Origin of the sequence: Rhizobium sp. BIGb0125, from assembly GCF_024810055.1 — a bacterium.
Taxonomy (GTDB): Bacteria; Pseudomonadota; Alphaproteobacteria; order Rhizobiales; family Rhizobiaceae; genus Agrobacterium.
Window position 1 is genome coordinate 110,729 of record NZ_JANUDV010000011.1, and the last position, 23,537, is coordinate 134,265.

20 protein-coding genes are annotated in these 23,537 nt (G+C 54.8%); 6 read left to right on the plus strand and 14 right to left on the minus strand.

All coding sequences use genetic code 11. The features are described 5' to 3' along the window. Window positions 1-160: 160 nt before the first annotated feature. Complete coding sequence (locus M2418_RS24230; protein ID WP_259149591.1) at window positions 161-1,960, plus strand: alpha/beta fold hydrolase; 1,800 nt, start codon at window positions 161-163, stop codon at window positions 1,958-1,960. Here the strand turns inward: M2418_RS24230 and M2418_RS24235 are convergent. The 5 genes from M2418_RS24235 to M2418_RS24255 are packed head-to-tail and all read right to left on the minus strand — an operon-like array spanning window position 1,957 to window position 7,761. Then, the gene (locus tag M2418_RS24235; RefSeq protein WP_259149593.1) at window positions 1,957-4,401 is read right to left on the minus strand and encodes a glycosyl hydrolase 2 galactose-binding domain-containing protein; all 2,445 of its coding nucleotides are present in this window, start codon (window positions 4,399-4,401) and stop codon (window positions 1,957-1,959) included. The two genes, M2418_RS24230 and M2418_RS24235, sit on opposite strands and share 4 nt — an antisense overlap. A gap of 23 nt (window positions 4,402-4,424) precedes the next feature. Beyond that, on the minus strand, window positions 4,425-5,411 hold the full coding sequence (locus tag M2418_RS24240; protein ID WP_259149595.1) for a DUF1839 family protein: 987 nt from the start codon (window positions 5,409-5,411) through the stop codon (window positions 4,425-4,427). Window positions 5,412-5,415: 4 nt separating this feature from the next. Continuing rightward, the gene (locus M2418_RS24245; protein ID WP_259149597.1) at window positions 5,416-6,324 is read right to left on the minus strand and encodes an amino acid--[acyl-carrier-protein] ligase; all 909 of its coding nucleotides are present in this window, start codon (window positions 6,322-6,324) and stop codon (window positions 5,416-5,418) included. Window positions 6,325-6,328: 4 nt separating this feature from the next. After that, complete coding sequence (locus tag M2418_RS24250; protein WP_259149598.1) at window positions 6,329-7,510, minus strand: acyl-CoA dehydrogenase family protein; 1,182 nt, start codon at window positions 7,508-7,510, stop codon at window positions 6,329-6,331. After that, on the minus strand, window positions 7,510-7,761 hold the full coding sequence (locus tag M2418_RS24255; RefSeq protein WP_250984328.1) for an acyl carrier protein: 252 nt from the start codon (window positions 7,759-7,761) through the stop codon (window positions 7,510-7,512). The genes M2418_RS24250 and M2418_RS24255 overlap by 1 nt, the downstream gene beginning before the upstream one ends. Window positions 7,762-7,952: 191 nt before the next feature. Between M2418_RS24255 and M2418_RS24260 the strand changes: the two genes are divergently transcribed. Further along, a complete protein-coding gene (locus tag M2418_RS24260; RefSeq protein ID WP_259149601.1) occupies window positions 7,953-8,948 on the plus strand; it encodes a P1 family peptidase in 996 nt (331 codons plus the stop codon). Window positions 8,949-8,954: 6 nt separating this feature from the next. On the opposite strand, the gene M2418_RS24265 is transcribed toward M2418_RS24260, so the two are convergent. Then, the gene (locus tag M2418_RS24265) at window positions 8,955-11,693 is read right to left on the minus strand and encodes a cation-transporting P-type ATPase (RefSeq protein ID WP_259149603.1); all 2,739 of its coding nucleotides are present in this window, start codon (window positions 11,691-11,693) and stop codon (window positions 8,955-8,957) included. A 184-nt stretch (window positions 11,694-11,877) separates the two neighbouring features. On the opposite strand from M2418_RS24265, the gene M2418_RS24270 reads away from it, so the two are divergent. Then, the gene (locus tag M2418_RS24270; RefSeq protein WP_259149604.1) at window positions 11,878-13,056 is read left to right on the plus strand and encodes an acetate/propionate family kinase; all 1,179 of its coding nucleotides are present in this window, start codon (window positions 11,878-11,880) and stop codon (window positions 13,054-13,056) included. Between the two features lie 50 nt (window positions 13,057-13,106). Continuing rightward, window positions 13,107-13,481: a winged helix-turn-helix domain-containing protein gene (locus M2418_RS24275; protein WP_259149605.1), complete on the plus strand. Its 375-nt coding sequence runs from the start codon at window positions 13,107-13,109 to the stop codon at window positions 13,479-13,481. On the opposite strand, the gene modC is transcribed toward M2418_RS24275, so the two are convergent. The 4 genes from modC to M2418_RS24295 all read right to left on the minus strand — a co-directional run bounded on the left by modC (window position 13,475) and on the right by M2418_RS24295 (window position 17,632). Then, window positions 13,475-14,551 (minus strand): molybdenum ABC transporter ATP-binding protein, encoded by a 1,077-nt coding sequence (gene modC / locus M2418_RS24280; RefSeq protein ID WP_250984333.1) that lies wholly within the window; start codon window positions 14,549-14,551, stop codon window positions 13,475-13,477. The two genes, M2418_RS24275 and modC, sit on opposite strands and share 7 nt — an antisense overlap. Further along, entirely contained in the window at window positions 14,548-15,249 is a 702-nt protein-coding gene (gene modB / locus M2418_RS24285; RefSeq protein WP_259149608.1) for a molybdate ABC transporter permease subunit, read from the minus strand. Before modB ends, modC begins: the two co-directional genes overlap by 4 nt. Window positions 15,250-15,330: 81 nt before the next feature. After that, window positions 15,331-16,104, minus strand: a complete 774-nt coding sequence (gene modA, locus M2418_RS24290; protein ID WP_405049478.1) for a molybdate ABC transporter substrate-binding protein — start codon at window positions 16,102-16,104, stop codon at window positions 15,331-15,333. Window positions 16,105-16,348: 244 nt separating this feature from the next. After that, a complete protein-coding gene (locus M2418_RS24295) occupies window positions 16,349-17,632 on the minus strand; it encodes an FAD-binding oxidoreductase (protein WP_259149610.1) in 1,284 nt (427 codons plus the stop codon). A gap of 280 nt (window positions 17,633-17,912) precedes the next feature. Here M2418_RS24295 and M2418_RS24300 point away from each other — a divergent pair, with 280 nt between their 5' ends. Beyond that, a complete protein-coding gene (locus M2418_RS24300; protein ID WP_192490345.1) occupies window positions 17,913-18,149 on the plus strand; it encodes an Lrp/AsnC ligand binding domain-containing protein in 237 nt (78 codons plus the stop codon). A gap of 229 nt (window positions 18,150-18,378) precedes the next feature. On the opposite strand, the gene M2418_RS24305 is transcribed toward M2418_RS24300, so the two are convergent. From M2418_RS24305 to epmA, 3 genes are all read right to left on the minus strand, one after another. Continuing rightward, window positions 18,379-18,570, minus strand: a complete 192-nt coding sequence (locus tag M2418_RS24305; RefSeq protein ID WP_192490344.1) for a hypothetical protein — start codon at window positions 18,568-18,570, stop codon at window positions 18,379-18,381. Between the two features lie 487 nt (window positions 18,571-19,057). Beyond that, the gene (locus tag M2418_RS24310) at window positions 19,058-20,110 is read right to left on the minus strand and encodes a lysine-2,3-aminomutase-like protein (RefSeq protein ID WP_259149611.1); all 1,053 of its coding nucleotides are present in this window, start codon (window positions 20,108-20,110) and stop codon (window positions 19,058-19,060) included. After that, a complete protein-coding gene (gene epmA, locus M2418_RS24315; RefSeq protein WP_259149612.1) occupies window positions 20,107-21,171 on the minus strand; it encodes an EF-P lysine aminoacylase EpmA in 1,065 nt (354 codons plus the stop codon). Before epmA ends, M2418_RS24310 begins: the two co-directional genes overlap by 4 nt. A 150-nt stretch (window positions 21,172-21,321) precedes the next feature. Between epmA and efp the strand changes: the two genes are divergently transcribed. Then, window positions 21,322-21,891, plus strand: a complete 570-nt coding sequence (efp, locus tag M2418_RS24320; protein ID WP_192490341.1) for an elongation factor P — start codon at window positions 21,322-21,324, stop codon at window positions 21,889-21,891. A 125-nt stretch (window positions 21,892-22,016) separates the two neighbouring features. Here the strand turns inward: efp and M2418_RS24325 are convergent, their stop codons facing one another. Continuing rightward, the gene (locus M2418_RS24325) at window positions 22,017-23,435 is read right to left on the minus strand and encodes an efflux transporter outer membrane subunit (protein WP_250984339.1); all 1,419 of its coding nucleotides are present in this window, start codon (window positions 23,433-23,435) and stop codon (window positions 22,017-22,019) included. Between the last annotated feature and the right edge of the window lie 102 nt (window positions 23,436-23,537).

Consider the following 23,537-nt stretch of genomic DNA (forward strand, 5'->3'; position numbering starts at 1 on the left):
CGGTTCAAATTTATGTAAGCGACCGGTGTGATGAATCGCGTGCGTTTGCCCACAGATTCGCGTCAGGGTTTTATGCTGTGAAAAAACACACTATGCAATGTGCTAATATTTAAGCTATTTGCGGCAGGGTATGTGGAAATCAGAGCGGTACGGTTTGGATATGGTAGACACCTCGCAGATCAAGACTGATCTTCCTCAGAATGTTGATATTCAAGCGAAAAGCAGGCTGCTTGTTTCCTATGCCGCGAGGCCGGTGGTTTTTTCGCAGTGCGCAGGCATTTTTCATTTTCCCGATGAAAACAATCTCACGGATACGGCTGTGCTTTTCCTCAGTCCTTGGGGAATGGAAGAACTGTGCACGCGCAAACTGCAGCGTATCATGGCGGAGCGCCTGTCGGACGTCGGCATCGCAAGTCTGCGTTTTGATTATCCGGGCACGGGTGATTCCCTTGATCCTGATGGCAGCGATGCGGGCGCTGAGGTCTGGATCCAAAGTGTTGTGGATGCTGCCCAAACCCTTCGAGCTTCATCCGGCTGCCGGAAACTGGTGGTGATCGCGCAGGGCCTTGGTTGCATCATGGCCTGCGAAGCCTTGACCAAAGCGGGTAAAATCGATGCGTTGGTCATGATGGCGCCGGTTGTTTCCGGTCGCAATTATCTGCGTGAAACAGCCATGTGGTCTTCAATGATCGATGACGGGCTTGGTTTGCCTGCAGATCAGCGGTTGAAAGATCCCGGTTCCATTGCTGGTCTTCTAATGCCGGCTGGCGTTGCGGATGCGATCAAAAAAATCAATCTGCTCAAGCTTGAAACCATCCCGTCCTCCGATTGTCTTTTTGTGACGCGGCCCGAGCGTATTGCCGAGGATGACCTTCTCAAACATTTCAAGGCTTTGGATGCCAAAGCCGACGCCATTGCGTTTGCCGGATATGATGCGCTGGTGTCCTCTCCAACCCAATCCATCATTCCCGATGGTCTCGTCGAGAATATTGTCTCTTGGGTGAAGGAGCGGTCAGACCCTTGCGCTGATGGACCTCACCATTTAGGGCAACCTCAGAACGCGGTGCTTGATGGTGCCGGATTTACCGAGACGCCGGTTCAATTCGGTGAAAGGGGCCGTCTGTTTGGTGTGGTGTGTGAACCGCTTGGCCAGCCGCGAGGCGCCAATGTCGTCTTCCTCAACTCAGCCTATGACCGCCATTCCGGCTGGGGACGGCTGACTGCGCGCATGGCGCGCGATTTGGCGAAAGAGGGCATAACCTCCTTGCGATTTGACGGCGCGAATATTGCCGACAGTCCACCGCTGCCGGGCGTTCCGCAACAGGTTCTCTATGAAGAAGCGCAAAATATCGACGTGATCGAAGCGGTCGATTTCATGCAAAGCCGCGGCAAGGGACCCGTGATTGCTGCAGGACGGTGCAGTGGTGCGTTTGTGGCCTTTAGCAGTGCACTGGCCGATGCGCGCATCAGGGGTGCCATCGTGGTGAATGCGGATTGTTTCCGCTGGGAGAAAGGGCGGTCTGTCGAGGACAGCCTTGATCATAAACCGCGGTCATTTGGCGAATATCGCGAACGCATGTTGAACCGGGGCACCTTTACCCGGATCCTGAAGGGTGAAGTGGATTTGCCGAGTGCTGCCATTAACATTGCCAAGGCGGTCGGGAAACAGATTGGCGTCAGGACAGCACGACTGTTCCGCTCACATAATGAGTTTGGTCGTTCGGTCTATGCGGCGTTTGATACTTTGAAGGCCCAGAAAACCAAGGTGGCGCTTCTCTACAGCGAAAATGATGCCGGACTTGATCACTTCAATTATTATTTTGACGTGAGTGGGCGGGGGCTGAAGGCCTACCCCAATGTGTCCTTCGCAATCATGCCAAATGCAGATCACAATCTTTCGCCGGAACATGCGCGCAAGATTTATCTCGACAAGGTCAGGGAGCTGGCGCTGGCGGATTAAAACCGCAGCACCTGTTTTGAGGACAGTGTGGTGATTTCACCCGATGGCAGCATTTCGTCACCGCTTCTGGCGACCAGTTCAATCGTCTTGGCGGCACCCGGTGCGAGATGGAACCAGTCGTCCGAGGCGCGGAAATTATCAACCTGAACATGAACGGACTGTGCAAGCCGATTGGTTGTCAGTTTCAGACACCAGTTTCCCTTGTCGTTTCTCAGCAGATGGACCTCGATATCCGAATCGTGCATCGCCCGTGACCGGCCAAGCGGGAAATGAAACGCTTCTGAGATGACCTCCTCATCAGCAGCATTTTTGAGCCGCGCTACAGTGACATCATGAGACGGTGGACCGAAGCGATAGGCATAGGTCGTATCAAAAAATGCCCCGAACAGATCGCTCGCTGCGATGGTTGCCGTGCGTCTGGCCGCGAGTTGCAATTCTCGCCGTGCGCTTACGACCGGCTGGCTGCCATCTCTCAGGCAGGTCAGTTCAACAATGAAATCCTGCGCAGCAGACGTCTCGTTGATGACGTGTACGTCCAGGCCATTGGTGCCTTCATCGCTCAGCAGCAACTGTATCGGGCGGAATGCCCTTTTCAGACCATACCATGCCGGTTTTGGTTCGCCGGTTGCGTCAATCACGCCCCAGCCTGCACCCGGCATCAGGTCTTGCAATGTCCAGACCAGGGCACCGTTGCAGGATGAAGCGGACCGGCGCCACTCGGCAAATGTCGCTTCCATCACTTCAGCGGTGACGGCGCGGGAGTAGTCGAGATAACGGCTGGGATTTTCACTGCGCAATCGGCTTGGAACGACGTCATAAAGCTCTGTCAGGTAGTGCTCACGGATATCGTCGAAATCCCAGGATGCGCTGCGGTCACGGGGGACCTGCTTTTTCCATATGGGGTCAATCACCGCTGGCACCGATAGATGCCGATCGAGCGTCTGTTGTTGCGGCACATTGGCAAATGCCAGACATTCGGCTGCAAAACGTACATTGGCGCGCCGGGCATCGTCCAAAGGACGGCAGTACGCGCCGACACCGTAATAATGGGCTATTCCAGCATTCGGGTAAAACGGTAGTGCACCGCCGCTCGGTGAATTGGCAACAAATGGCACATCAGGACGTTGGCGGGTTGCCAGTTCCGGCAGGATTTCCTGTGTTAGTGGGCCATTCCAGATTGTTTCCGGCAGGCCAAGCATGGCGCCTTGCTGGTGCATTTCACTGCCGCCGGACAGGATGGTCAGCGAGGGAGACAAGGCCGTTCCCGCAAGAAATTGCGACACTTCAGTTTTGACGTGCTCGCAAAATGTTTCATCCTTTGCCGGATAATCAAAATTCGCAAACATCAGATCCTGCCAGACCATGAGGCCCAATTCGTCGCAGAGTTTGAAGAACTCAGGCGTTTCATAGGTCATGGTTCCGCCGATGCGGATCATGTTCATGCCGGCATCTGCGGCCAGTTTAAGCCATAGGTCGTAATCAGCGCGCGCTCCGGGAAGCCGGACAATATCGGCATTGGTCCATACGGCGCCACGGCAGAAGATGCGCTCACCATTTATCTTGACGGTAAAGTCATTGCCGTCAGAACCACGATCGACCTCAATGCGCCGAAACCCCGTCTGACCTAACGGGTACGTTTCGCCACCGATCTTCAGGGTAACGTCATGCAGTTGCGGTGTGCCATGCGTGTGTGGCCACCATTGCGCAACGCCGGGAATGGTCAACTGGCCAGCGATTCCCCCGTTATCGTTCTGCTGCAGCTCCATGGAATGATCGGCACAATGAACTGAAATCGTATCGGTGCGGTTTTGCAGTTTGAAGGCGATCGAGAGGAGGCCATCACCTTTGTCTGAAAGGTCGGATCTGAGCACCAGATCTTTGATTGCCTGCTTGGCGGGGCGCGAATAGCTGATTGGCCGCCAAGGACCTACGGCGTGGATCTCTGGGCACCAGCCGGGCATATAACCGAGCGCCGTGGTTCTGATTAGCCGTAACCCTTGTGTGTTCATCATTTGCGGACGCCAACGCGCCCGTGGTCCGTTGCGGGCAAGATGTGGCGCGAGGGCGCGAAAACATATCGCCAAATTGTCGTTACCGCTCAAATGGACGGGAACGTCGTGACTTTCAAACATGCTTTCGGATGACAGGATCAGCGTGTCGTTCAGAAACACCTCTGCCACGGTGGCAAGGCCGGCAAAGTGCAGCATGACATCAGCCGGCTCATCCGTTTTCAGGGCAAGCCTGTACCACGCATCCTGCGTATCAAGTGGATGCGGGTTGTTTCGGTCGAACATGCCGGCATTTTCCAGCGCTTCGGCAACGGTGCCGGGAACACATGCCGTGATCTGCTGTTTCTCTGCGGAAATGTCCGATGGTTTCTCGAAAGCGTTGGCAGGTGTGGTCGTCAGCATCCATCCATCTGAAAGGAGGGTATGAATCATGCTTTCAGTCAGGATTGGGGGTGTCACGCTGCCTCGCTTGCCGCACCGACGGATCTTGTCAGATCCTGCATCAGCAAATCCCAGGCATCGACTGCAGGATCAAGGACGGTGGTGAGAGCATCAAATTTACGGCGGGTGATGGCGCGAGCAAGCTGGAATTGCACAGTCTTGGAGATTTCTGCGATGCGCAGCGCATGTTGTTGTGCTTCGCCAAAACGGTCTTCTCCACTCAGCCATTGTAGATGGCTGGCGGTCAGTTCGAAGTTGGCGCCAAGCTGCCGCAGCGTATTGAACGCGTATTTGTGGAAAAAGCCGAACGGCCTGTCAGCCATCGCTTCGACCTGCGCGGGGAATACCTTGGCAAAGGCCCGGACCGGATTTTTGGACGGACGCCGCGCAAAGTGGTGTCGCAGCAACTGCTCGGCAACAGTGCGAATATGATGCTGCGAAACAGGTGCGTCCGGAAATTTGGCAAATTCCGTATAGGGCAGAAAGGGTGGTGCAGTCTCGTCGAGATGATGCTGGAACAGCCCTGAGAAATCATCGCCCTCAAGGTGGAAGAAACCGGCATTGTGGAAATAATCGAGAGAGCGGTTTTTGACGTCGAGCCGGTTTATCGCAACGGTGGTCTTGCCATGCTCCTTGCCATAACCGACCCCCTGGGTATCCGGCATGTAGAAGCTGTCCATTTCCAGCAGGCACAGACGGCCACGCTCAATCTGGGTCAGCACATGATTTTCCACGTTATCGAAGATCGCAAGCTCGGTCACGCGGATGCCGTAGAGCGCCTCTAGATCCTCAAGCGGCACCTTAAAAAAGGTGAACTGGTCTCCTTCGAAGTCTTGCGACAGGGTAAAACCGAGCATGGCTTCCGGTGGCAGGCCAGCGGCTGACAAGACCTCGATCCACAGATCGACATAACAATTGGTTTCCGGCCACATGCGCTCGGACGCGTGCAGCGGATGCTGGATGTAACCATCCGGATTTATAGCCGGAAAAACCTTTGTCATGTCATCAGCCCCAGAGCGTTTCACGAACCGTTGCTGGCCACTCCTGAACGTCGAGACCATGTTTGGCGAACAAAGCAAGCGCAATACGCTCCAGTCCGAAGCCGACACAGGCGGTGTGCGCAACTTGTCCATTGTCGAGGTTGAGCCCCCATTTCGTGCCGAATGCATCCTGATGGTAATTAAAGCTCATGCAGGCAGTCTTGTTGGCTGCCGACGTAACCGGGATGAGCAGTTCAAATTTCAGGTTCTGGTCACGCTGGTTGTTGGCCAGCATTTTACCGGCACGACCAAAGAACGGATCGTTGGCAACGTCAATTTCAACGTCCAGGCCAACGGCTTCCATCATTTTCACACCGCGATCCATCCAGGCCTGACGGAAATCGGTCACGTCTTTTTCAGTGCCCATACGGACATATTCGCGCATGCGGAACAGTTGCTGACGGGCTGGGTCCTTGGAGGGCTCATGCCGGAAACAATAGGACTGAATATCGTAGAGACCGCCGTCTTTTGGCAGGTTTCCGCGCTTGGCTATCGTGGGGTAGAGCGGATAGCAGGCCGCCGGTGTCAAGACGATATCGGTCGCCTTCTGTTCCTTTGTCCAGTCGTCACCTTCATCCATGCATTTCAGCAGGTTGATGTGATCCAGTTCACAGCCGCAGAACGAATGAACCGTGCCCGCCAGCTGCGGGAAACTCTTCATGTAGCCGCTTTTTTCAAAATGGGCGCGGTTGATGCCGGGCGGAAAACGAATGGCCTCCGCACCATCAATGCCGCCGGTGCGGTCAATCAAACGTTCAAAAGCGGTGATGACATCCTCGAACTGGCCGCTGCGGCCGTAGAGACCATCAACACCCGTATCAATCAGCAGGCCCTTCTCGAAGAGACGGTCCAGAAATGAGGTTTGCATATCCATTTTTTTATCCCAACAGGCTGGTGTCTTGCTTGTGAACAAGCAACAGATTTGCCGTATTGCCCAGAATACGATCGTTCGAGATCATCAATTGTGCGGAATGCGCATCGCGCAGATGCCGTCCGACACTATAGGGCGTACCGTTTTTGTAACCCATGATGCCGCAGATCAGCAGGGCATGGTTGATGATGTCGAGAATGGTCTCCGACGAGCAGATCTTCACATTGTTCATGGTGACCGCAAAACCCATGGACATCAGTGCGTCAGGGTCTTTTTTGGTCTCGGCATAGGCTCTAAGGCCGGCAATGACGTTAGAGCGAACCGTTTGCAGTTTGCTCGATACTTCTGCCAGCCGGATGGCGCCGGGCGGCACGGTGCCGGGTGAACGGCGTGCTGCGGCGCGGACAAAGCTTTGTGCCCGCATGACGGCGTCGGCTGCAATGCCGTGCCAGACGGCACTCCACAACAAGTGGGAGGTGGCCAGCATGGACTGGGCGGCGATTTCGGCAAAAGGCTTGGCAAATATCTGTACGGCAGGCGCTTCTGCCTTGAACAGGAAGCCATCCGAACAGGTGCCACGCATGCCGAGCGTGTCCCAGACATGGGTTTTTTCCAAGGAATACTGATCTTTCAAAAAGACCGTCATTACCTGATCGGAAGAACTGGCTTCTGCATGGGCACGGGACGTAACGAGAATGGCATCGGCGTCACTGCCGTAGGAAATAACTGTCGCGTCTTTTTGCAGGCGGCAGATCGTTCCCTCGCGCTCAATGGCGCAGATGGAATTGCGCAGGTTTCCGCCGATACCGCCTTCGGTGGTTGCGGAGCCAAGCAGCAGTTGTTCGGCCGCGATGCGGCGCATGAATTGTGTATGCCATTCACTTTCTTCGCCATGTTCCACAAGGCTGGATGCCTTGATCTGGTGCATGGCAAAAATCATCGCAACGGCCGAGCAGGCCTGCCCGAGTGTCGAGCAAACCTCGGCAATCTGTTCAAGGGAGGCGCCTTCGCCACCCAGATGAACGGGAATCTGAATGCCAAGCAGCCGTTCGGCTTTCAGCGCGTCAACGGCTTCCTTGGGAAAACGTCCGGCATGATCGACATCATCGGCATGTTTGGCCGCGATAACTGCCACCCGCGCAGTCCGGGCTGCAAGCGCGGTTTCCGGCAGGGCAACAGAAACGTTCATCAGGCTGCCTCTTGGTCCTTGAGAATAAGGGTCACTGTGTCTTCGATAGCCTTGATGCTCGCAAAGGATTTGCGGTTCAAAAGATTATCAGGGAATTCGATATCGAATGCTTCTTCAATTCCAAGCATCAGCTGAACTGAAGCGAAAGAAGAAAGCCCGGCTGCGTAAAGATCAGCTTCATCGGCAATCGTATCAACGGAAACCGGCAACTGGCCGAACTTTGACAGTATTTCACGGATCTTCGCGTTCATCTCGACTGTATCTCCCTTCAAACTTCTGGATATCCTAGTCATTTGGATAATACTGAAAACATAAGATTCACCTAAACCATTAGGTTAATTGCTGATAACCATGCAGCCAAACACGGGAATTTCAGACCGGCTGTCCACCCGTATATTGATGTTACAGGGTGGTGCAGGATGGCTGAGACAAAGAGGATACCATGGCGCAATTGCAGAATTTGCTGACAGATGTAGCAGGTGTCCGTATCGGGCATGCAACGGACCTCGCGCTTGGGTCCGGCGTCACGGCGATTGTTTTTGACCAACCGGCTGTTGCGTCCGGTTCGGTTCTCGGCGGTGCGCCGGGTGGCCGTGATACCGATCTGCTCAATCCGGCAATGACCGTTGAAACTGTTGATGCTTTTGTGTTGTCGGGTGGCTCTGCATTCGGATTGGATGCGGCGGGTGGCGTGCAGGCGGGTTTACGTGAACAGGGGCGAGGTCTGCAGGTTGGCACGACAAGGGTGCCGATTGTTCCGCAGGCTATCCTGATGGACCTGCTCAATGGTGGTAACAAGGATTGGGGCCGGCATTCGCCCTATCGAGACATGGGTTATGCGGCCTTCACGGCTGCTGACGACAAGGCGTTTTCGCTGGGAACGGTTGGTGCTGGCACAGGTGCGACCACTGCGACCTTTAAGGGTGGTCTTGGCTCGGCAAGTGCGGTGACGTCAGGTGGATATGTGGTTGCGGCACTGGTTGCCGTCAACGCGCTCGGCTCAGCAACGGTCGGCGATGGTCCGTACTTTTGGGCAGCACCGTTTGAGCAGGCGGGTGAATTTGGCAACAGGGGGTTTCCAGGCGGCTTTTCAGCGCCTGATACTGCTATGCGCTTGAAAGGTGTTACCCTGACGGCAACCACCATTGGTGCCGTTGTCACGGACGCGACGCTGAGCAAGGCGCAGGCCCATCGTCTGTCGATCTTGGCCCATGACGGCCTGGCGCGGGCCGTATTACCAGCGCATCTTTCCAGTGATGGCGACACAATGTTTGCCGCGGCCACTGGCTTGAAACCGCTGGAAACCGGTGTTCATTTTGCCGAGATTTGTCATCTTGCTGGCATTGTCATGGCTCGTGCGATTGCCCGGGGCATCTATGAAGCGACGGCGTTGCCAGTTGCCGGGGCGCAGCTGGCCTGGCGTGATCGGTTTGCCTGAAACCGCTCACACCTCCGAGGCAAACAGTCGCAAACGCCGCAGTACGATTTTTTCGATCTCCAGAACGATCATCAGCACGACGCCTGTTGAAACCACGACCAGCCCGTCAAGCAGGGACAGCGGTGCCGTTTCGAACATTGTCTGCATGAATGGTGTGTAGGTGAACAGGAACTGCGCCGCAGTGACGGCGATAATCGCCAACAGCACCGGAGGTGTGCCCATTGCTCCGCGCAGGCTGAAAGACGTCATGTGCAGGTAACGCACGTTGAACAGGTAGAAAATCTCCATCACCACGATGGTATTGACCACCATCGTCCGTGCTGTGGTTTCTCCCAGTCCACGCCACAGACCAAACTGAAACATGGCAAACACACCAAGCATGAATAGGATTGAAACAAAAATCATCCTCCATAACAGGAATGGCGAGAGCATTGGTGCATCGCGTTTTCTTGGGCTCCGCTGCATGACACCAGGTTCCGGTGGCTCAAACGCCAGCACCAGCCCCAAGCTTATCGTGGTGGCCATATTGATCCAGAGAATATGGACCGGTGCCATTGGCAGGGTCAGTCCGAAGATAATAGCGATAATCACCGACAGAATCTCGCCGCCATTCGTCGGCAGGGTCCAGGAAATCACCTTGCGAATATTGTCGTAGACCGTACGTCCTTCGTGCACCGCCGCCACAATCGATGCGAAATTGTCGTCCAGCAGCACCATTTCGGCGGCTTCCTTGGCGGCCTCGGTGCCCTTATGACCCATGGCGACGCCAACGTCGGCCTGTTTCAAGGATGGCGCGTCGTTGACACCATCACCGGTCATGGCGGCAATATCGCCGTTTTCCTGTAGAGCGCGCACGATCCGCAGCTTGTGTTCCGGGCTGGTGCGGGCAAAAACGCTGACGGTCTTGACGGCTCTTTGCAGGTCCATGTCGGAAAATGCATCAACCTCAACGCCCGTCAGCACCTCAGGACTGTCGGCAATGCGGAGTTGGCGGGCAATTGCCAGCGCCGTTGTGCCGTGGTCGCCGGTGATCATTTTGACGGAAATGCCTGCCGACCGGCATTGCGCTATTGCGGAAAGTGCTTCCGGGCGAGGTGGATCGATCAGGCCGGTTATGCCGAGAAAGACCAGACCGGGGGCCATATCGTCAGGGTTTATGTCTTGTTTGTCCTGCCGCGCCGGTTTGGTGGCAAAGGCCAGAATTCTCTGTCCCTGCGCTGCAGCGGCGGCAATTTTTTCCTGCCAGTAACTGATGTCGATTGGCTGGTCCGTATCGAGATCGGCTTGTTTTTGGCAGAGAGAAAGCAGTGTTTCCGGCGCTCCCTTGACGAAAATGACCCGTTCGCCTGACGGTGTGGCATGGAGTGTTGCCATGTAACGATGGCGCGCATCAAAGGGGATTTCATAAAGACGCGGCCAATTGTTTCGCTGTTCTTCCTGCCCAAGGCCTGATTTCAGCGCAAGCGTCACCAGCGCACCTTCCATCGGATCACCCAGCGTTATCCAATGGCTATCTTTATGCGTCAGGACAGCGTCGTTACACAACAGAGCGGCGTTGACGAGCTGGTCGCGGGCGGGGTCGTTTCTCGCTGGCGTTTCGTTACCGGCTTCAACCAGCATGCCTTCTGGCTGATAACCTGCTCCCGTGACATCGACTGTCGATGACGCCGTGACCACGCAGGCGACGGTCATTTCATTTTTTGTGAGAGTGCCGGTTTTGTCTGAGCAAATGACCGAGGTAGCACCCAGTGTTTCCACGGCGGGCAAACGGCGGACGACAGCGTTTCTGGCCGCCATGCGCTGAACACCGATGGCAAGGGTGATGGTGATAACAGCAGGCAGCCCTTCCGGCACAACACTGACCGCCAGCGCAACAACCAGCATCAGGGCGTCAGCCCAGTCATATTGATGGACAAGCAGCGCGATCAACAGCAGCACGGCGGCCAGAGCCAATGCTGCCCAGGTGATCAATTTTCCGAAGCGGTTGATTTGCTCAAGCAAAGGCGTTGTCAGGCCTTGGACTTGGCTGATCAGCGAAGAAATACGGCCGATCTCAGTCGCGCTGCCGGTTGCCACCACCAGTCCGGTGGCTTGGCCTGTGGTGACGATGGTACCGGAAAAACCGAGTGAGCGGCGTTCTGCAAGGCTGGCATCTGGTTGCGATGGGCTCTCATGCTTTTCAGCAGGAACCGATTCCCCGGTTAGAATAGCCTCGTTGATCTGCAGATTGCGTGCACGCATGATGCGAATGTCGGCGGGAACCTTGTCTCCAGCCTCCAGCAGAACCACGTCGCCCGGCACGATCTTTCTGGCATCGATATTCTGTTTTTCGCCGTTTCTTAAAACCGTGGCATGCGGCGCAATCATGTTGCGGATGGCGTCAAGCGCGCTTTCTGCCTTGCCCTCCTGAATGAAACCGACAATCGCATTGATCGTAACCACTGCAACGATCACGGCAGCATCGACAAAGTGCCCAAGGAAGGCGGCGAAGGCGGCAGCAATCAGCAGGAAATAAATCAGCGTATTGTTGAACTGGGCGAGAAACCGCAACAACGGGCTGGTTTTGGGAGGTTCAGGAAGCTGGTTTGGTCCGTGGGTTTCCAATCGCCGTTTTGCTTCATCCGGGTGCAATCCGGCTTCATTACTATCCAGCTTGTTAACGGCGTGCAGAACTTCCAATGCGTGCCAGGGAACTGGCTGGCTGTTGGAGTTCGCGTCGGTGTTTGGCGGCGCTGAAACAGTCATGAATACCCCTGATTTTAGATAGACCGAACGGGGCGGCATATCTTGTCTATTTACAGGATAGGGGAACGATATGCGCAATCATTGATTGAAATCAATTCTACGGTCAAAATCGACCCTATGATCCTGATGACAAAAGCGTGCGCGCTTGGTGAGATTGTCGGGTACATGCAACGGGAGGTCAGTCATGACGAGCAAGATGCTTCTTACCTTCAATGCCGGTTCATCGACCGTGAAGATTGGTCTTTTTGCGGTCGAGGCGGATAAGGCCACCCGTGTTGGCAAAGGCATCATTGATTTTCGGGAGCGTCCGTTGGTTTTCCATTTGATGGAAGGTCCGGAAGATTTTGAAGTGCCATTGACCTCGGATGGGCAGGATGTCTTGCATGACGTGCTGGAAGAAACTTTTGGCTGGCTCGCCAGACATTTCAACCTGGATGATGTTTATGCGGTGGGGCACAGGGTGGTGCATGGTGGCGACAGGTTCGAAGGCCCTGTTGTTCTGAGCCACGAAACACGTGTCGGCATTGAAGAACTGACACCTCTTGCACCTTTGCATCAGCCACAAAGTCTGCGGTTGATCCGGGCGATTAGTCATCTTTTCCCTGATATGCCGCAGACGGTTTCATTCGACACCGCGTTTCACAGAAGCCAGCATCCGTTGGCGCAACGTTTTGCGCTACCCTCTGCCCTGCATGATGAAGGCGTAAGGCGCTACGGTTTTCATGGGCTGTCCTATAAATTCATTGCCAGTGCCGTGAAGCGCATCGCACCTGAGCTTGGCTCCGGCAAGGTTGTTGCCGCGCATCTGGGAAGCGGGGCAAGTCTGTGCGCACTGGAGGAAGGCATTAGCCGTGACACCAGCATGGGCTTTTCGACACTGGATGGCATCCCGATGGCAACCCGGTGCGGAGCGCTTGATGCGGGGGTTCTTTTGCATCTCCTTAATGAAAAGGGCATGAAGCCTGTCGATCTGCAGGAGTTGCTTTATCACAGGTCCGGCCTGCTTGGCGTTTCCGGCGTCAGTGCTGACATTCGTGATTTGCTGAAGAGTGAAAATCCCGACGCCAAACTTGCGCTTGATCTGTTTTCTTTCCGGATTGCCGGCGAGGCTTCACGGCTTGCGGCAACACTTGGGGGGCTGGATGCATTTGTTTTTACGGCTGGCATTGGTGAACATCAGCCGTTGATGCGCAAAAGCATAGCCGAGAGGATGATGTGGCTGGGTGTTGAGATCGATGATGCCGCCAATAATGAAAATCGCAGGCTGATCAGCAGTGAGGCCAGCCGGGTCGCGGTCTATGTTATCTCAACCGACGAGGAACAGACGATTGCGGATGAAGCTCTCTCTGTTCTTTCCGAATAAGGCATGAAATAACAGCGACCATAGTCCTGCTGAATGTGTCGAGATGGTTGATGGAAAATAGTGATGATGTCTTGCGACTGGTGTTGCGGATCGATTTTCCGCCAGATAGCAGGCTGGGTCATGGCAAGATCCGTCTGCTGGAGCTGATTGCCTCGACAGGATCCATCTCTGCCGCAGGACGCGCGATGGATATGTCCTACCGAAGGGCCTGGCTGCTGGTGGATGCCTTGAACAGCATGTTCCGCAGGCCGGTTGTCGAATCCCAGCGGGGCGGCAAGCAGGGCGGTGGTGCTGCCCTGACGGAGTTTGGTAATGAACTGCTTCACACCTACCGTAATATGCAGGAGAAGCTTGAAATGGCTGTCAAACCAGAGTTGGACTGGCTGGAGAAAAACCGCCACCGGTCATCTGATGCCGGTCAGTAGCGGTCGAGTGCTGCCGATTTGACGATCGCAAAAACCGGCTTGCCCGGTTCAAGCCCCAGCCTTTCCTGAGACAGGGCGGTAATCCGTGACAGGATGGTATCGCCACCACAATTGATGCTGACGGTGACCATGCCATCGGTGGCGTCTGATATGTCCTTGATGGTGCCCTGCAAAATGTTCAATGCACTCAAACCATTGGGATTTTCGGTTGCCAGCATGACGTCGCGGGCAGGAATGTGCACACGCACGGTTTTGCCGATTTCGCCTGCCTTGGCAGGTATGGTGAGGCTTTTCTGTTTGAGGCGAACGGTCAGCAGTCCATATTTATCGTCAACCGCTTCGATCTTGCCGGAGAGAATGCTGCCCATTTCACGGCGTTCGAGTTGGTTGGAAAAGGCGGATTCACCAAGAACTTCGCTGGCGGGACCTGCCGCTTCCACCTTGCCGTCCTTCATCACGATGACCTTGTCGGCCAGACGGGCGACCTCGGCGACCGAGTGGCTGACATAAACGATCGGCAGGCGCATTTCGTCGCGCAGAAGTTCCAGATAGGGCAGGATTTCCAGCTTTCGGGCTTCATCTAGCGCCGCAAGCGGTTCATCCATCAACAACATGCGTGGTGAAGACAGAAGTGCTCTGCCAATGGCGACACGTTGTTTTTCGCCGCCTGACAATTTGTCCGGATGTCGCGACAACAGCGCGCCGATGCCAAGCATCTCAATGATGCGAGCATCGTTGGTCTGGCGGTTGGCCTTTGGTGTAAACCAGCGGCCATAATCCAGATTTTGCTGCACGGTCATGTGCGGGAAAAGCCGTGCTTCCTGAAACACATATCCAAAGCGGCGTTTGTAACCCGGCACAAAAAGTCGTCTGTCGGAATCCGCCAGCGTCGTGTCATCAAGAACGACCTTGCCGTTATCGGGTTTCGTCAATCCGGCAATGATACGGATCATCGAGGTTTTGCCCGATCCTGAACGGCCGAAAAGTGCTGTCACCCCACGCTCGGACACAAAGGATGCGTCCAGATGAAAAGACTGAAAACGGTGATTGATGCTGACGGTAAGGGTCATTCTGCGTTCACCCGTTTTCCGACGAAGCGCGCCATGAATTCCGAGGCAAGAAGTGCCAGCATCGAAATGACAATGGCGACGATCGTCAACCTTAGCGCGCCGAGGTCTCCGCCCGGAACCTGCGTGAATGTATAAATGGCGGCCGACAATGTCTGTGTTTCGCCAGGAATATTCGACACGAATGTAATGGTGGCGCCGAACTCACCCATGGCCTTGGCAAAGGCCAGAATCATGCCGGCGATAATGCCGGGCAATGTCAGCGGCAAGGTAACGGTGAGGAACACCCATAACGGGCTTGCACCCAAGGTTCCGGCTGCCTCCTCCAGCTTTCGATCAACGGATTCGATCGAAAGGCGGATCGAGCGGACCATAAGCGGAAAGCCCATGATACCGCAGGCAAGCGCTGCGCCCGTCCAGCGGAAGGAAAAAACGATGCCGAAATATTCATCAAGATAGGAGCCGATGAAACCGCGTCTGCCAAACAGAACCAGCAGGATGAAACCTGTCACGACCGGTGGCAGGATCAGAGGCAGATGCACGATGCCGTTGAGCAGGGATTTTCCCCAGAAACGGCCGCGCGCCAAGGCCAGTGCGGTGATGATGCCAAAGGGCAGGCTGACCAGCATCGCGATGCTGGAAACCCATAAGCTGAGGCGAATTGCGATCCATTCGTCAGGGCCAAGTGTTAGCCAGTCCAATGCGGGTTTCCTTTATTCTTGTCAGCGAACGCCCCGGCCATGACCGGGGCGTGTATGTCTTTTCATCCGAGTGGATGAGGATTACTTTACGATTGTAAAGCCTTCCTTTTCGAAGATCGGTGCAGCTTTGTCCGACTTCAGGTATTCGAGGTAGGCTTCAGCTGCCGGTGTCTTCGAGGAAGACAGGACTGCAACCGGATAGATGATAGCCGGGTGGGTGTTCTCTGGGAACGTGCCGACAATCTTTACGCCTGGGTCAGCAGCAGCATCGGTCTGGTAGACGATACCGTAAGGTGCTTCTCCGCGCGATACCAACAGCAGTGCTGCGCGAACGCTTTCTGCACCGGCGACCTTGGCTTCAACCGATGACCATACGCCGAGCTTTTCCAAAGCGGCCTTGCCGTATTTGCCAGCTGGAACGGAATCAACTGCACCCATGGCTAGACGGCCATCACCCAGCAGACCAGCCAAGTCGAAACCTTCCTTGATCTCAACGTCCTTTGCCTTGTCGGCAGGAGCTACCAGAACGATGCGGTTGCCGAGAAGGTTGGAGCGGGTGTCTTCCTTGATCAGCTTCTTTTCAGCGACATAGTCCATCCAAGCCAGGTCGGCGGAGATGAAGATGTCGGCAGGTGCGCCAGCTTCAATCTGCTTGGCCAATGCAGAGCTCGCTGCATAGGAAACAGTGGTTTCGTTCTTGGTTTCCTTGGCCCATTCGACGTTGATCGCATCAAGTGCGTTCTTCATGCTGGCAGCGGCAAAAACCGTTACTTTTTCTTCAGCAGCGGCTGTGCCTGAAAGCATGGCTGTGGACAGGAATACGGCTGCAACGGAAGCCGCGATTGTTCTGAACATGTGGCGTCTGAGAAATTTCATGGCGGTTCCTTTTGGTCAGTCGATATGTTTTGTTGTATATGACGATTTGGCTTAACCGAGAATGGATATGTTTTCAAGAATACATCGACTTGCGTCGACGTCGTATGCTGATGTCAGCAAGTCTTGTCCGTATCTGTGACGAATAAAAACCGGACCTGCGGCGGGTCGAGCACGCGGATCCGGTCAGAGAAGCCTTTTCAGGCAACGGTATAATTTACGGGTGCTAGAAACGTGCCCCGGCAATATGGGCAATCTGTGCGCCCGCTTCGTAGTAAAGTTCTTTGATGCTGCGCAGTTTCTGCTCTTTCGCTTCGGTCAGAGGCAAGGGCATGTCGTCTTCGGTGATATCACCGCTGACATGGTTTGCTATTGTTTTGCCGAAGATTGTGCCTGGCGCGATGCCGCGACCGTTGTAGCCAGAGAAGCCGACGACATTGGGTGCGAATTTGTGGAAACGTGGCAGGGCGTTATCCGTCATGCCGATCTTGCCGTACCATTCGGCGTCAAATTCTACTTTGCCGATTTGCGGGAAGAGTTTTTGTAATGAGCGGATTGCCCAAGCCCGGTGAACGGCAAGACCCGTGTTGCGCAATGCACCGACGCTGCCGAAAACCAGCCGGCCTTCCTTGTCCAGCCGGAAAGACGACAGGATTTCCCGTGTGTCCCAGCATCCTTCCTTGCCCGGCAAAATGGTGTTGAGGACCGCTTTGTTCAGCGGTTTCGTCGCGAAATTGAAGTAGGGAAGATAGACCTGTTCCTGGCGAACGACTTCCCAGGGTCCGGTGCTATAGGCTTCCGACGCAACAATAATCCATTGTGCCGTGACGGAGCCTTTTGCAGTCTTGACGATCCAATTTCCAGCCTGTCGTTCTGTCGATAAGACCGGGCTTTCAGTGTGTAGCTGGGCGCCTGCATTTTGTGCGGCGCGGGCAAGGCCACGTGCATAGGCGAGTGGCTGTAAGGTTCCAGCCCTGCTGTCGTGAAGAGCGCCAGCATAGGCGCGGGTGCCAACACGTCTGGCGGTCTCTTCCGCATCAAGAATTTTCACCGGCGCGCCGCGTGCGCTCCATTGGCGGCAGCGCTCCTCAATTTCCTCAAGGCCTGACTTGCCGACAGCGCAATGCAGCGTACCGTGCGTCTGCAATTGGCAATCGATGGCGTATTTTTGAATGAGCTCGCGCACAACCAGCGGCGCACCGCCCAGCAAATCCAGCAAGCGTTCGCCATAAACAGGACCAAGCACTGCGGGCAATTCTTTCGGCATGGTCCACATGCCACCATTGATCAGGCCGACATTTCGGCCAGCGCCGCCAAAGCCAAACTGCTTTGCCTCGAGCAGGATTACCCGCGTGCCGCGTTCCGCCAAATGCAAGGCAGCAGAAAGGCCGGTATAACCGCCACCAACAATGACGACATCTACCGTGACATTGCCTTGAAGCGGCGATGTTTCAGGCGGTGGGGGAGCTGTCATTTCCCACAGGCCGTGGGAGCGTGGATCGTTGTACATGTTCGCCATCCGGAAGTGGGTTTCTCCCGTTGACCGGGACTGATTATGCTTCGAGCTTAGCGAGTGTGAAGGCTGTTGGATATCGACATATCGTCAACAGATCATTCCCTTAGGGAATAATGCCGATCTGCCCGGGTTTGTGCGAGGGCAGCAAGACAATGGTCTTTGCTAGAGGGCACAAAATGGCCAACGGACTTGCAACACAGGCACGCCTCAGCCAATAGTGTTGTTGAAAAGAGGTGTGCCACCTCCTCGAAAGCGCATATCAGGGTATCTACCAATGAAGCCAATCTTCGTTCAATTGCAATGCACACCGGGCAAGACCTACGAGGTCGCGGATGCAATCTACAAAACGGAGCTGGTGTCCGAGCTTTATTCGACCAGTGGTGAATATGATCTGCTGCTGAAGATCTACCTGAAGGAAGATCAGGATACCGGGAAATTCATCAACGATAATATCGTCTGCATCCCGGGCATCGTGCGTTCACTGACGACGCTGACATTTACGGCATTCTGAATTTTGTAAACTTCCGAGCTTTGTCGAAATCACTCTCTTGTCGTGAGAGAGTGGTGATGTCGCTTTTTCGACATGAGACTTTCAGCGCAGGGTTTCGCGCCGGATTTGTCCTAGGTGTTTCTGACATATAAAAAGCGCGGAGCGGTATAAAATACCAGGCTTCGCGCTCTATCTGTCGTGAAATATGGTTCAGCGTATAGGGATCGCACATCCGGTGTTGCGTGAGATTTCACGCGACAGCGGCGATATTGCGATTATGAACGAGATTGCGAATGGCCAGTTTCACATCATCTGGCGTATCGAACCGTTGTTCATCGAGATCGTGAACGTGGAACTTCACCGCGATGAACTTGAAACGATCATTATCCGGAATGACGATGCCGACTGGTTCACCGGCGAATTCTATAACTTGCTTTTGCATATGCCTACTCCCGCTACAGCTCGATTGCTGTGGCTTTGTCGAATAAATTTTGAAATGAATTGAACGGTGTTCAGGTCACATTCGACAGAAGCAGGAGCACGAAATTGTGCGCTCGTGTTTAAGCACAATACGACCAAGGGTGGCGGCATTGAATGTTAGTTTAAACATGTCACTCTCCTTTGTTCGCGTGTTGCACTAAAATCGGAGTCTAAGCCCCAACGAGTTGCTTCGTAGCCGAATTCTAAATCAAAATCAACGTAAATGATTATGCGCAGAATATTTTTCTTTATGATGACAGATTTCGGGCGGAATTGTGAAATTTTGTTTTCGTGCGGTCTCCATCAGGCCTCCACCCGCTCAGCACAAATTTGCTTTTGGTGAACATCCGCGTTGAAACGTCGGGCATACCGATTGGTTCCGGCGATTGTGAAAAAATACACGCGGCTGGATCAGGGAAATGTGATCGGAATCAATTGTACGAAAAAAATTATGCCGGAGGGTATTTGTGACTCTGTCCGGTAAAGTCGGACACCGAATAACAGCCATCGCCCGTCTGGCGGATCACCGATTCGCCCACTGGGGCTTTGCCGTAGCCGCCAGGAATATCCAGAATATATGTCGGCTGGCAGAGGCCGGAGATATTGCCACGCAATTGCGCGACTATTTTCTGACCTTCCTCGATGCTCAGTCGGAAATGTGATGTACCGGGCGCAAGATCGGGGTGATGCAGATAATAAGGTTTGATTCGAGTTTCGACGAAAGCGCGCATCAAATCTGCCAGGATGGCTGCATCATCATTAATGCCCTTCAGCAGAACGGTCTGGCTGATCATGACAATTCCCGCATCAACCAACCTGTTACAGACCGCGCGTGCGTGTGGGGTCAGTTCGTCGGCGTGATTGGCATGTAGTGCCACATAGGTGGTCTTGCCACTGGCTTTCAGTGCATCGACAAGAGCGTCATCAATTCGTTGCGGCTCGACGACAGGGACGCGCGTGTGGAAACGAACGATTTTAACATGGTCGATTGCTTTCAGCGCCAACATGATTTCGCTCAGCCGGCGAGGCGATAACACCAGGGGATCACCACCGGTCAGGATGACTTCCCAGATCGTCGGGTTGTCCCTGATATAGGCGATGGCCGTGTCCAGCTCTTCGCGGTTCAATGTGCCGTTGCCATCAGGCCCAACCATTTCACGGCGAAAACAGAAGCGACAGTAGACCGGGCAGATATGAACGGCCTTCAACAACACACGGTCAGGATAACGATGCACGATGCCCGGAACTGGGCTGTGCGCCTCATCACCAATCGGATCTTCGCGTTCAGTATTGGTGATGGTCAGTTCGGCCAGATCCGGTACGAACTGACGGCTTATCGGTCCGTCACCATTTTCCTGCTGTATCAGGGCTGCGATATCAGGAGTGATGGCCACCGCATAACGCTCTCCAACCGGCGTCAGGCGATCAGACACCTGTGCGTCGATCAACCCGGCCTCGTTTAAGGCCTTTACCGATTTGAGGCTGCGGGTAATCGTTGTCATCTACCGTATTCCGCGACTGGTGCCCACATGACGAGATCGATACGCGGAGCGCCGGTTGCCAGCATGACAAGACGGTCAAATCCAAGCGCGATGCCGCTGGCGGCTGGCATCAATTCCAGCGCTGCCAAAAGGTCTTCATCCAGCGGATATGTCTCGCCATAGACACGTTGTTTCTCAATCATTTCCTGCTCGAAACGGATGCGCTGTTCTTTGCTGTCGGTCAGTTCTCCGAAGGCATTTGCCAGTTCCACACCGCAGGCATAAAGCTCAAAACGTTCGGAGACCCGGCCATCCTTCGCTGTCCGGCGGGCAAGTGCGGCCTCGCTCGACGGATATTCATCGAGAATTGTCACGCGGCCATAACCAAGTTCCGGTTCGATACGTTCGACGATGACGCGGCTGAACAGGTCTGCCCAGGTGTCGTCAAATGATGTGCGGATGCCGGCATTTGTCAGTGCGGCTTTCAGATGGTCGCGATCTGTCTCGCCATTTTTATCAACGCTGGCCAGAAGGTCGACGCCCGCATAACGCTCGAACGCTTCAGCGACACTTATTCTTTCCGGCTCCAGAAATGGATCGACACTACGACCATTGTAGGTGAAATGTTTGGTCTTGGTGGTTTCGGCAGCAAGGGCAAGAATGTCTGCGCAATCGGTCATCAGCGTTTCATAGCCGGTGTTGGCGCGGTACCATTCCAGCATGGTGAATTCCGGATGGTGCAACGGGCCTCGTTCCCTGTTGCGATAGACATGTGCGAAACAGGAAATGCGTTGTTCGCCGGCTGCCAGCAGCTTCTTGCAAGCAAATTCCGGAGACGTGTGCAGGTAAAGCGGAAAATGTTCACCGGCCGTCGTTATGCCCTGCGTTGCAAAAGCATGCAAATGGGCCTCATTGCCCGGAGACACTTGCAGTGACGGTGTATCAACCTCAAGGAAGTCGTTTTTGGCGAAATAGGCTCTGAGATTTGACTGTATCGCATTGCGCCCCAAAAGAAATGGCCTGCGGTCGGCATGCACATCCGGCGTCCACCATGGGGAAGATGTCTTGGCTGACGGGTTCATGGCTGGCTTTCTTTTTGGTCGATACAGTTGAAGGCTGGCTATTTGCGTGAATTTAAGGTACTTGCGCCCGGAAAACAGATTAAACGTCTACCGGCAGGCGCAGCCGCGCTGTCCTTTACGACGCATTTTACTGAGTTACAAGGAAGTCATATGGTCAAGGTTATCGCCTCATCTGTCCGTAAGGGCAATGTTCTCGAAGTCGAGGGCAAGCTTTACGTCGTTCTCACCGCCCAGAACTTCCACCCAGGCAAGGGCACGCCTGTTACACAGGTGGATATGCGCCGCATCGTTGATGGCGTGAAGGTTTCCGAGCGCTGGCGCACGACCGAGCAGGTTGAGCGCGCATTCGTTGAAGACCTGAACTTCCAGTATCTTTACGAAGACGGCGAAGGCTTCCACTTCATGAATCCTGAAAACTACGACCAGGTTGTCGTAGACGTCGAGACCATGGGTGACCAGAAGGCCTATCTTCAGGAAGGCATGACCTGCGTTCTGTCGATCTATGAAGGCAACCCGCTGGCTCTCGAACTGCCACGCCACGTGACGCTTGAGATCGTTGAGACCGAGCCAGTCGTTAAGGGCCAGACAGCGTCTTCGTCCTACAAGCCTGCTATCCTGTCCAACGGCATCCGTACAATGGTACCGCCGCATGTTGACGCTGGTGTTCGCGTTGTTATCGCAACCGAAGACAATTCCTACGTTGAGCGTGCCAAGAACTAATCAGCTCGAACCGAGTTGACAGCAAAAACCTCCGGCCAAAACCGGAGGTTTTTTATTGTCTCGCTAACAAAAAAGCCCGCAACATGTGTTGCGGGCTTTTGTTTTGGGATGCGCTGGCAGGCAGCTTACATGGCTGGCTTGGCAGGTGTCGCGCCAATGGCGTAACCGCCACCGATAGCAACACTGAGGGCGACGTAGTCCTGCGCTGTCTGCTGTACAGCCTGAGCAAGGCTTGCCTGGGCTGTCGAAACGGAACGCTGTGCGTCCAGCACGTCGAGCAGCGAAGATGCGCCGTCACGGTAGCTGGCTGTCGAGAGCGAAAGCGCTTCGTTGTAAGAGTTGACCGTTGCACGCAGAGCACTGGCCGTGCGCTGGTCACGGTTGATGGCTGCAAGTGCGTTTTCAACTTCTTCAACGGCGGTAAGGACCGTCTGTTTCCAGACAAGGTACTGTTCGCGTGCGGAAGAGTTGGCAATGTCAACGTTGGCGCGCAGGCGGCCACCGTCAAGAATTGGCAGAACGAGCGACGGACCGAAAGACCAGGAGTTGGATGAACCACGGCTGCCACCGCTGATGCGCGAGTAGCTTGGTGTGATCGTGCCGCCAAGCTCGATGCTTGGGTACAGCTGCGCTTCGGCAACGCCGATCTGAGCGACCGCTGCTGCCAGTGTGCGTTCTGCTGCACGGACGTCAGGACGGTTGCGGATTAGGTCCGCGGGAATGCCGGTCTTTGGAATGGAGCGGGCAACAGGCTGGCGTGCGCCGCGCTGCAGTTCCACAACCAGCGACGATGCAGGCATGCCAAGCAGCGTTGCAACGCGGTGTGCTGCACGACGGAAGTTGGTTTCAAGGTTCGGAATTTCTGCGAGTGTCGAGTTTACCAGACCTTCGGACTGTACAACGTCCAGACGGGAAGCTGCACCGGCTTCAAGCTGCAGCTTGGTCAGGTCGAGTGTTTCACGACGCGATGTCAGGTTCTGACGGGCAATTGCCAGACGTTCCTGATAGTAGCGCGCATCGATATAGGCCGAAACGAGCGAAGACAGCAGCGAAAGCTTTGCAACATCGGCGCTTGCGTAAGCCGCGTCGAGGTTTGCATTTGCGGCTTCCTTGGAACGGCGATACTGACCAAACAGATCCAGCAGCCAGGACACGTTTAGCGATCCAGCCGATGTATTGGTGACACTGCTGTCTGCCGTTGGCAGGCTGCCCTTGCGGCCGCTGGTTGTGTGCTGGCCCTGGGTCGTGAGGCTTGGCAGTGCACCCGCGCCGGCAACAACCACGCTGGCTTCAGCCTGATTGATGCGCTCCAGTGCCTGAAGCACTGTCAGGTTCTGCGCCAAGCCGGTGGTGACGTACCCATTAAGACGGCTGTCGTTGAAAGCATTCCACCAGGCAACTGTTGAAACATCGCCATTGCTCGTCTTGCCGCCCTCAGCAAATTTTGTTGGCAATTGAATTTCTGGTGCCTTGTGGTCTGGTCCCACAACGCAGCCGGAAAGCAGCAGCAGGGCCAGTGGAATGGAAGTCCGAATGGATAGCATCATAATACCCTAAAAGTTTCGAGATCTCACGGCTGCCCCGAATACTGGCCCCGATCAGCATTTATGGTGAATCGTAGCATAAGGTTTGCTACGATTCGTATA